The sequence below is a fragment of the Streptomyces sp. 8L genome (assembly GCF_020176795.1).
In the GTDB taxonomy this organism is placed as follows: domain Bacteria; phylum Actinomycetota; class Actinomycetes; order Streptomycetales; family Streptomycetaceae; genus Streptomyces.
The window spans coordinates 1-1,145 of sequence record NZ_JAIUKE010000898.1 but is presented as its reverse complement, the minus strand read 5'-3'; the positions used below and the strand labels follow the sequence as shown (position 1 = coordinate 1,145).

Here is a 1,145-nt window from a genome sequence, read left to right as displayed (position 1 = left end):
CCCCCGCCCTCGGCTTTCGGAGCCGGGAAAGGCGGGGGCGCGGACCGGTTTCGGCTGCCGGTGCTTCGCCGGCCGTCAGTGTGCGCCGGCGAGGACCGGTGCGGGCTGCGCGTCGATCACGATCCGGTGCTGCTTCGGGCTCACCGACGCCGCGCCGCCCGCGTAGTTCCGGTCGACCTGCGCCACCTCCGCGGCGTTCGGCTTGGCGTTGGTGCACGACGTGCCGGGGCCGTGGCCGGACATCAGCTCCGAGCACGGGCCGCTGTAATCGTCCGGCAGCCCGAGGATGTGCCCGGTTTCGTGTGCCGCTATCCGGGTCATGTCGTAGCCCTCGTCGACGGCTTCCTGGCCCAGTTGCACCTGCCCTCTGCTGCCGCCGGGAACGATCGGCCCGAGCGTCGTCTGCGGCCAGCCGCTGGTCGCCACATAGACGAAGTTGGCCGAACTGGGCGAACTCGCGGGTTGCAGGCGTACGTTGTGCACCGCCGCGTTCCAGTTCTGCGCGCCCTGCGTGATCGCGCCCGCCCACTGTCCCGCCCGGCTGGTGTCGTAGGTCAAAGTGACCACCGCCGCCTTCGCGTTCGGCGCCGGATGCGCCAGAGCGGCACCGGATGCGACTCCCAGCATGACCGGGATCAGTGCCGCCACGGCTGCTATTCGCTTGATCATGAGACTCGTTACCCTCCATGACGTCGGGTGCTTGTGAGCCAACAGAGCACCACGCCATCGATGAGCTCCACAAGTACGCGACGGACAAAGGGAGTTGCGCCGAGAGAGAGTTGCATTGAGGAACTTGCGTGCGAAAAGCTCATCTTTGATCATTTGTGCCGCGTCCTGGGTGGCACGGCGGTGCCACCGACTGGCGCCGCGACCGGGTTCGGGTGGTCGCACGGGGGCCGTGTGGCGGACGATGAGTGCTGATGGTGGGCGTTGACAGTGGACAGTGGATGCCGGCCGTGAACGTCGGCCGTGGATGCTGACCGTGGTGCGGATGTGAGGGACGGCGCAGTGGCAGACAGCGAATCCAGCCGGGCGGAGTCGGATCTCCGGTCGTCCGGTGGAGGTACGGAGGGCGTCGTGGCCGCCACGGCGGGGTCCGGGAGTGGCGCGGGGCCCGGGGACGGAGCGGAGCCTGGGGACGGGAC

Annotated in this window: 1 protein-coding gene; it reads right to left on the bottom strand. The window is 69.2% G+C overall.

Annotated features, from left to right (window positions below):
- Positions 1-75 precede the first annotated feature (75 nt).
- The gene (locus LCE31_RS39755; RefSeq protein ID WP_225023168.1) at positions 76-669 is read right to left on the bottom strand and encodes a snapalysin family zinc-dependent metalloprotease; all 594 of its coding nucleotides are present in this window, start codon (positions 667-669) and stop codon (positions 76-78) included.
- Positions 670-1,145: the final 476 nt, after the last annotated feature.

Coding starts and splice junctions, on each gene's coding strand:
- LCE31_RS39755 (WP_225023168.1), bottom strand. CDS start 669: ATGATCAAGCGAATAGCAGCCGTGGCGGCACTGATCCCGGTCATGCTG.